This is a genomic window from Selenomonas sp. oral taxon 137 str. F0430 (assembly GCF_000183625.1).
GTDB lineage: Bacteria > Bacillota > Negativicutes > Selenomonadales > Selenomonadaceae > Centipeda > Centipeda artemidis.
Genome location: NZ_AENV01000013.1, coordinates 90,841 through 99,094 on the forward strand (window position 1 = coordinate 90,841; position 8,254 = coordinate 99,094).

Sequence of the window (8,254 nt, forward strand, 5' to 3'; positions counted from 1 at the left end):
ACTCCCTCCCATAGAAAATATGAATACTGTTCATATTCGCATATTATACCGCAAAAACCTACAAAAAAAAGAGCAGAAGACACAAACTCCGCTCTTTATAGTAATTATCAACAAACATATCAATATACGTTCATTTTACTTCTTCTTTTTCAAATCGTATAAGCTGCGGATAATCCGTCATATCTACACCGAGCGGCGTCACGGCGATGTATCCCTGCTCCACAGCATAGATGTCCGTACCTTCGCCCTTGTCCGTGTCGGAGACCTCACCCGCGACCTTGTAATGCACACGCCCGCCCTCCTCAATACGCTCAAAAGCGTTGATGTAGTCGCGCCCGCCCTGCCGGCAGAACACGAATTGCGGCGTGGCGTCCGCAAGTTTTTGCGGAAAGTTAATATTGAGCAGAAACGGCTTACGATACGAGATCAGCATACGCTCCATGAACGGCTCAAAATATGCCGCCGCCTCCGCAAACGAAATCTCGCTCCCCTCCGGCAGCGACAGCGCAAAGGAAGGAATCCCGTGGAAAAGTCCCTCGAAGGCCGCACCGACCGTTCCCGAGTAGATCACATCCGTGCCGAGGTTTGCTCCATGATTGATACCCGAGAGTACGACGTCCGGCATCTCCTCCGCAATCGCATCGAGATAGAGCTTGCCACAGTCCGCAGGCGTCCCGTCAATCGCCCACGCCTTGATCCCATGCACCGGATCAAACGTCTCATCCGCACGCACCTCAATCGCACTGCCAATCGTGAGCGCGTGGGACGTCCCGCTCTGCTGATGCATCGGTGCGGCAACGGTCACACGATGCCGCCCGGCAAGACTCCCCGCCAGCGTCCGCAGCCCCTCTGCCGCCACACCGTCGTCGTTGAGGATCAAAATCTTCACAAGGCGCCCCTCCAATGATGCCGTCATATACGAAAAGCAGGTTGGCTCCGCCAACCTGCTTTCCCCCAAAACCGCCGCAGCGGGAATCATGCATGGTGACCCACCACGGAATCGAACCGTGAACCTACTGATTAAGAGTCAGTTGCTCTGCCAGTTGAGCTAGTGAGTCCTATCGCGCATATGCGCAGAGCTATTATAGTGCAAGCACACTGCCGATGTCAATACTTATTGCCACGGAATCGTATTGACGATCGCCTGTACGGCTTCGACGGAGACAGGTTCTTCAAACGAGATCGAAAAGGTGTAGCCGGCACGTGCCCAAAGTGCAAGACTAACGAGTTTTTCCGTTCCCTTGACACGGATATATTGACGACCGACCTGGACGACCTGATTCACCTCGTAGATATTGCTGTCGCCGCTGATGTCGGAATCCCCCTTTGCCATGCGGAATAAAATTTCCTTCCCCGCATCATTACGGTAGAAAATCTCTGCGATCCGCCCATCAATGACGATAATATCCTTTTGCATATATCCAACGGGCAGGAGCGATGGAGTATAAACGGGAAGTCCAACAACCGCCCATGCGTCCCGTACGCTCGTATATTCTACAAGCGGTGAAGGGGCGGCGTCTGCATTCTCGCTTCCCATGAGAAGCACTGATCCCATAATTGCCGCCAATAGAAAATACCTGAACCGATATTTTTTCATCGCTTTCTCCTTACTTTCTGTGTGCAGTTTTCTTCCGAAATTCCACCTGTTTCTTTTGCGCGTTCGCGAGCATCTCGCGCGCATTTGCAAGCGCCGCTTCGGTCACGTCGTCCCCCGATGCCATACGGGCGATCTCGTGCATACGCTCCTCCTCGCTGAGCAAATCTACCTGCGTGACGGTCGCATCTCCCTTGACGGATTTCGAGATGTAGAGGTGTTCGTCCGCCATGCACGCGATCTGCGGCAGATGCGTGATGCAGAGCACCTGCTTGTACCCGGCGACATAGGCGATGCGCTCTGCGACCATCTGTGCCGTCCGTCCGCCCACGCCGGTGTCGATCTCGTCAAAGATCATGCTCGCGCCCGAGGTGTCGCGTGCGGCAACGATGGTTTTAATCGCGAGGGCAATACGCGAGAGTTCGCCCCCCGAAGCGATCTTCTCGAGCGGCTTTTCCGCTTCGCCGATGTTGGCGGAAAAGAGCATCCGCAGGCTGTCAGCACCGTTGCTCGTATATTTTTCCTCGGGCGTGACTTCGATGTGAAACCGCGCTTTGCTCATGCCGAGCTCCTGCAGTTCGCGTTCGATCTCGCCGGAAAGCTGCGCGCCGATGTCGCGGCGGCATGCGGTAAGCTCTGCCGCGCGCTCTGCAAGGTCACGAGCAAGGGCGGCAATCTCCTTATCGAGCTGCGCCATGTCCGTATCGTAATTGTCGATCGACTCCAGCTCCGCACGCACGGATGCGAGCCGTTCGAGCACGGCGGATACCGTTCCGCCGTATTTCTTTTTCAGGCGGTCAATCACGTCCATCCGCGTTTGGAGACGATCCAGATGCGCGGGATCGGCGTCGAGACTCTCGCAGTAGTCGCGCACCTCATAGGACGCCTCCTGCAGCGAGATATACGCTTCTTCGATCATGCTCTGCGCATTCGACAGCCCGGCGTCGTACCGCGCGATCTCGGCGAGATCGCGACGCACGACCGCAAGCGCGGTCAGCACCGCCGCACCTGCGGAACCGTCCTCGCTGAGCCGTGCGCTCGCCTCGGATGCATAGTCCACGAGCTTTTCCATATGCGAGAGACGGCGAATCTCCGTTTCGAGTTCTTCGTCCTCTCCCTCCTGCAGCTCGGCATCGCTGATCTCCTGCTCCTGCCAGCGCAGCATATCAAGCCGCTCGCCGATCTCGTGCGCGGCTTCCGTGCGTTCTTCACGCAGCGCGCGCTTTTCTCTCCACGCATCGTATACGCCGCGATATGCCGAAAGAAGTTGGGCGAGCGTGCCGTCTCCGTCCTCGAGCAGACGGCGCTGGCTATCCTCGCGCAGGAGCGCAAGGTTCTCATTTTGTCCGTGGATGTCCACGAAAAAAGGGGCAAGACTGCGTAAAAAGGCAACGGTCACATGACTGCCGTTGACGAGGACGGAGCTCTTGCCCGCGCGCGAAACCTTACGCACGATGATCAGCTCTTCTTCCTCGCAGTCAATTTCCTGCTCCGCAAGAACTGCGGCAAGTTCCCGGGCATCCGCATGGAGCGAAAAGACCGCCTCCACACGCAGCGCATCGCATCCGCTGCGGATCGCATCGGTCGAAACACGCTGCCCGAGGATCGCGCCGAGCGCATCGATGAGGATGGACTTGCCGGCACCCGTCTCGCCCGTGAGAATGTTAAGACCGGCGCCAAACTCGACGGAGACGTCCTCCAGCAGAGCAAAGTTCCGAACGTGCAGACTTTTCAGCAAGACGCTCCCTCCTCTCAGTGAAGCAGTTCATGAATGCGTTCGGCGACGATCTCCGCCGCCTCTTTGGGCTTTACGAGTACGAAGATGGTATCGTCGCCCGCGACCGTGCCGAGCATCTCCTTCCAATCCGTCGCATCGAGCGCCGAGGCGACGGTGTTCGCGCCGCCGGGTACGGTTTTCACAAGGACGATGTTTTCGCTGAAATCACAGTGCACCACGTTGTCCTTAAAAAGCCGCTTCATGCGCGTCTCGGAGAGCTGCACATGCTCCGGCGGGGATACGGCGTAGCGATAGCGTCCGCCGCCTGCGGGCACCTTGATCAAAAACAGCTCCTTGATGTCACGCGAGATCGTTGCCTGTGTCACGCGGACATGGCGTGCGCGCAGCGCCTCTGCAAGAGCTTCCTGCGTCTCGATGACGTCCTCTTCGATGATCTTCTTAATGAGGTCATGGCGCCGATTTTTCATTGCTCTCTCTCCTAGCAATTTCTCCACAGCTTTGTGCGTAGGGTTTGATAGTAATCCTTATCCGCAAATTTGATGATCCCCGCCCTCAGATCCGAACATTTCACCGTCACAGTATCGTCGGGGAGCACGGGAAAGGTTTCCTGCCCGTCGAGCGTGACAATGATGCTCTGCCGCATATCCACCAAATGAATATGCACGGCGTCCTCCTCGCGAATGACCAGCGGGCGGATATTGAGCGTGTGCGCGCAGATCGGCGTGAGGAGGTATCCCTTCACCATCGGGTTCATGATCGGCCCGCCCGCAGAGAGGGAGTACGCGGTCGAGCCCGTTGGGGACGCCACGATGAAGCCGTCCGCCTTGCACTCGAGCAGCGGCGTATCGTTGACGGCAAGCCCGAGCGCGATGATGCGCGCCACATCCCCCTTCATCACAACGATGTCGTTGATGGCATGACCCAGGAACTGCTCTTCTCCCGTTGGCTTGGTCACATATCCCGCAAGGAAGGGTCGCTGCTCGACATGATAGTCCCCTCTGCAAAGCTGCTCCAAACGGCGTTCCAGCTCGTCCTGCTCGATGTCCGCCATGAACCCGAGTGTCCCCATATTGATGCCGCAGACGGGCACGGGATTCTCGGCATAGCGGCGGCAGATGCCGAGGAGGGTGCCGTCGCCGCCGAGGCTAAGGGCAAAATCCGCAGGAATCCGTTCAATATCGTCGACGCCGCAGTCCGGCATGTCAAATTCGACGGCGCGCTCGCGCGGCATCATCACGCGTGCGTCCCGCGCCGAAAAAAAATGTAAAATACGCCGCAGTATCTCGCGTGTCTCCGGCTTCATCAGATTTGGAAAAACGGCAATCATCAGCATAGAGTTCTCAGCACCTCATCCATCCAGTGCGGTATGCGCCTGTGTCACAATATCGTGCACGAACGCGGCATCCATGGCGCTCCCGGCTCCCTTGAGAGAGAGGTACAGGAGATATTCGATATTTCCCTTCGGCCCCTTGACCGGCGAATAGGTCAGCCCCATCGGAATGAAGCCGATCCCCTCTGCTGCCGCCACAACGGAGCGAACGACGTCCTCGTGCACGAGGGGATCGCGCACAACGCCGTTCTTTCCGACGCGCTCCTTCCCCGCCTCGAACTGAGGTTTAATCAGAGCGACGACCTCCCCGCTCTCGGAGAGAAGCGTCCGCACGACGGGCAATACCTTATCCAGCGAGATGAATGCCACGTCGATCGAGGCAAAATCGAGCGGAACACCGAGCATCTCCGGCGTCACATTGCGGATATTCGTACGTTCCATGTTGACGACGCGTGCGTCCGTACGCAGTTTCCAATCGAGCTGACCGTAGCCGACGTCGATCGCATAGACCCGCGCTGCGCCGTTTTGCAGCATACAGTCGGTGAATCCGCCCGTCGACGCGCCGATGTCCGCCGCCGTCTTGCCCGGGAGCACGATGCCGAATACATCTATGCCCTTGGCGAGCTTGATCCCGCCGCGGCTGACGTAGGGCAGATCCTCGCCTGTGACGCGCAGACTAGCATCCGCGTCGACGGTCGTCCCTGCCTTGTCGACACGCCGCTCGTCCACGAGCACCTGTCCCGCCATGATGAGCCTTTTCGCGCGTTCCCTGCTGGGCGCAAGCCCCTGCGCTACGAGCAATAGATCCAAACGCTCTTTTTTCAAATTCTCTCCTACTGCTTTCGCCGAACGAGATACAGAACCAGTTCGCGCAGAAACGCCGCCTCATCGCCAAAAATATGAAGCGCATCCACGGCGCTCTCGACCGTCTGCCGGGCGAGCGACTGTGCCTCGTCCAGTGAGGTCAGCGTCACATAGGTGGACTTATGATTCTTCTCATCGCTGCCGACTGGTTTTCCGATGTCCTCGGCGGTGCCGACCACATCGAGGATGTCGTCCGTGATTTGGAACGCCAGACCGAAATGATCCGCGTATGTCGTGAGCGCGGCAAGCTGTTGCTCCGAAGCGCCCGCAAGGATGGCGCCACTGCGCAGCGCTGCACGGAAGAGCGCCCCCGTCTTGCCCATGTGGACGCGCTGCAGTTCTTCCATGGAGATGCGCCGATTCTCCGCCTCGAGGTCAAGCATCTGACCTCCGACCATGCCCTCCGCTCCTGCCGAGCGGCTGATCTCATCCACGATGCGCAGCAGGCGCTCTGCGGGCACATCCTGCTGACGCAGAATCACGGTAAATGCAAGCGTCAGGAGCGCATCTCCTGCGAGAATCGCCGTCCCCTCATCATATGCCTTATGATTCGTGAGTTTGCCGCGCCGATAGTCGTCATTGTCCATGGCGGGCAGGTCGTCATGGATGAGCGAGTAGGTATGAATCATCTCGAGCGCGCACGCCGCCGTGATGAACTTCGTTCCGTCCGCGCCGACCGCATCCGCCGCCGCCATCAGGAGAATGGGGCGCAGACGCTTTCCGCCCGCCATGAGGCTGTATGCCATCGATGCGCGGAGTTTATCGTCCAAAATATCGGTGCGGTCGAGTTCCGCCTGCAAGGCACGCTCCACAAGCGTCCGGCGCGACTGCCAAAGTTCCTTCATCTCAGCCCCCAATCCGAAGCTCCTCTTCGCGCACGCCATCCGCCGTCTCGGTTACAAGCAGATCCATCGTCTCCTCGGCACGCTTCAAGGATTTTACGCAAAAATCGGACAGCTTGATACCCTCCGAATACTTTGCCATGAGATCGGCAAGAGGCATCTCCCCGCCCTCGATCTCCGAAACGATTTGCTCTAACTGCGACAACGCTTCCTCAAAGGTCTGTTCTTTCTTACGCGCCATGCTGCGCCTCCTTTGCTCCATCCGCCACAACGGCGCTCACTTTTCCGTCTGCAAAGGTGATGCAGACGGCGTCCCCCGGGGAGAGTTCCTTTGCTCTGCGCACCGTTTTTCCGTCCTTTTCCACAATGCTGAATCCGCGATAGAGGAGCTGCACAGGGTTCAGCAGCTCCAGCCGCCGCAGCGCCAACTCCAGCCTCTGCCGCAGGTCGCTGCGCCGGCGATCCGCAGCGTCCGAAAGCCGCTGGGTCATGCGATCCGTACGCTGCATATAACGCGCGAGGAGCAGCTTTGGATTCCTACGCCACGGGTGTTCGTGGAGCGTCTGCAGACGCATCTGCGCCTGCGCGAGATGCCGTTTTCGCGCAGTGTCCAAACGAGTAGACAGTCCCGCGATCTGCCGTGCGATCTCCGCGCCGTCGGGAACGGCAAACTCCGCCGCCTGCGACGGCGTTGCCGCCCGTCGGTCGGCGGCAAAGTCCGCCAGCGTCGTGTCCGTCTCATGACCGACGGCAGAGATCACCGGAATGCGGGAGGCATAGATCGCACGCACCACGGGCTCTTCGTTGAACGCCCACAGATCCTCGGCGGAGCCGCCGCCGCGCCCGACGATGAGCACGTCCACGGGATATTTCTCATTGAAGAATCGGATCGCCGCGGAAATCTGTCCCGCCGCTTCCGTTCCCTGTACGAGTACGGGATGGAGAACGAGCCGAACGCCGTTCCACCTGCGCTTTGACACCTTGTAAATGTCGCGCAGAACTGCGCCCGCCTCCGAGGTGACAATGCCGATGCGCTTCGGAAAGCGCGGCAGCGGCTTCTTGTGCGCCTCGTCAAAGAGACCTTCGGCGCGCAGTTTTTCTTTGAGCTGCTCAAAGGCGAGCGCCAACATGCCCGCGCCTTCTACGTTGATGCTAGTTGCATACAACTGATAGGCACCGTCGCGCTCATAGACGGAGATATTTCCGCCGACGATGACCTGCATCCCGTTTTCCGGCGTAAACCGCAGATTGCGCGCATAGCCGTTGAACATCACGCATTTCATGCTGGCCGCGGCATCCTTGAGTGTAAAGTAACAATGCCCCGAGGGATACCGCTTGAAGTTGGAAAGCTCGCCGCGTATCAGGATGTCCGAGAGAATCGCTTCTCCCTCGAACATACTCTTGATATAGCGCGTTACGTCGCTGACACTATGAACCGTCATAATTACCTTCTATGTACAGATTTGATAAAAAAAGACCCGGTGCGCGAACGTATCGCGCAACGGATTTTCTTCAAGAGACCGCCTTTTGCATCGCCGACAAGATGCCGTTCACATAACGACCTGCGTCTTCCGCGCCGTATTTTTTTGCAAGCTCCACAGCCTCGTTTATGGCGGTGCCGGGATCGATGCGCTCCTCTTGATAATACATTTCGTAGAATGCCATGCGGATGAGATTGCGGTCAACGCCCGGCATACGCTCGAGCTTCCACTCTTTTGCCGAACGCGCGATCGCGGCATCGATCTCCCCGAGCGCGGCACGCGTCCCTCGGACAAGCCCCTGCGCATAGGGAAGATCCTTCTCTTTCAGCCCCTCAACCGCGCCGGCGGCAATTTCGCTCACATCATGAAGCGATGCCTCATTCGCAGAAAAATCCATCTGAAAAC

Annotated in this window: 10 protein-coding genes and 1 tRNA gene; all 11 read right to left on the minus strand. The window is 58.2% G+C overall.

The window, feature by feature from the left end; genetic code table 11:
• Nucleotides 1-130: 130 nt before the first annotated feature.
• Nucleotides 131-889, minus strand: a complete 759-nt coding sequence (gene surE / locus HMPREF9162_RS09405) for a 5'/3'-nucleotidase SurE (protein ID WP_009752928.1) — start codon at nucleotides 887-889, stop codon at nucleotides 131-133.
• 93 nt (nucleotides 890-982) lie between these two features.
• A tRNA-Lys gene (locus HMPREF9162_RS09410) sits at nucleotides 983-1,058 on the minus strand.
• Between the two features lie 56 nt (nucleotides 1,059-1,114).
• Nucleotides 1,115-1,555 (minus strand): DUF4367 domain-containing protein, encoded by a 441-nt coding sequence (locus HMPREF9162_RS09415; RefSeq protein WP_371067613.1) that lies wholly within the window; start codon nucleotides 1,553-1,555, stop codon nucleotides 1,115-1,117.
• Between the two features lie 52 nt (nucleotides 1,556-1,607).
• Entirely contained in the window at nucleotides 1,608-3,332 is a 1,725-nt protein-coding gene (gene recN / locus HMPREF9162_RS09420; RefSeq protein ID WP_009439128.1) for a DNA repair protein RecN, read from the minus strand.
• A 14-nt stretch (nucleotides 3,333-3,346) separates the two neighbouring features.
• Complete coding sequence (gene argR, locus HMPREF9162_RS09425; RefSeq protein WP_009658424.1) at nucleotides 3,347-3,799, minus strand: arginine repressor; 453 nt, start codon at nucleotides 3,797-3,799, stop codon at nucleotides 3,347-3,349.
• Nucleotides 3,800-3,810: 11 nt separating this feature from the next.
• The gene (locus tag HMPREF9162_RS09430; RefSeq protein ID WP_009752918.1) at nucleotides 3,811-4,665 is read right to left on the minus strand and encodes an NAD(+)/NADH kinase; all 855 of its coding nucleotides are present in this window, start codon (nucleotides 4,663-4,665) and stop codon (nucleotides 3,811-3,813) included.
• 15 nt (nucleotides 4,666-4,680) lie between these two features.
• Nucleotides 4,681-5,487 (minus strand): TlyA family RNA methyltransferase, encoded by an 807-nt coding sequence (locus tag HMPREF9162_RS09435; RefSeq protein WP_009752955.1) that lies wholly within the window; start codon nucleotides 5,485-5,487, stop codon nucleotides 4,681-4,683.
• Nucleotides 5,488-5,495: 8 nt separating this feature from the next.
• Complete coding sequence (locus tag HMPREF9162_RS09440) at nucleotides 5,496-6,371, minus strand: polyprenyl synthetase family protein (protein WP_037350573.1); 876 nt, start codon at nucleotides 6,369-6,371, stop codon at nucleotides 5,496-5,498.
• 1 nt (nucleotide 6,372) lies between these two features.
• On the minus strand, nucleotides 6,373-6,609 hold the full coding sequence (xseB, locus tag HMPREF9162_RS09445) for an exodeoxyribonuclease VII small subunit (protein WP_009348925.1): 237 nt from the start codon (nucleotides 6,607-6,609) through the stop codon (nucleotides 6,373-6,375).
• Nucleotides 6,599-7,810, minus strand: coding sequence for an exodeoxyribonuclease VII large subunit (gene xseA / locus HMPREF9162_RS09450; protein ID WP_009752912.1), 1,212 nt, complete (start codon nucleotides 7,808-7,810; stop codon nucleotides 6,599-6,601). The genes xseB and xseA overlap by 11 nt, the downstream gene beginning before the upstream one ends.
• Before the next feature lie 70 nt (nucleotides 7,811-7,880).
• A partial coding sequence (gene nusB / locus HMPREF9162_RS09455; protein ID WP_037350579.1) for a transcription antitermination factor NusB occupies nucleotides 7,881-8,254 on the minus strand: 374 nt, incomplete at its 5' end.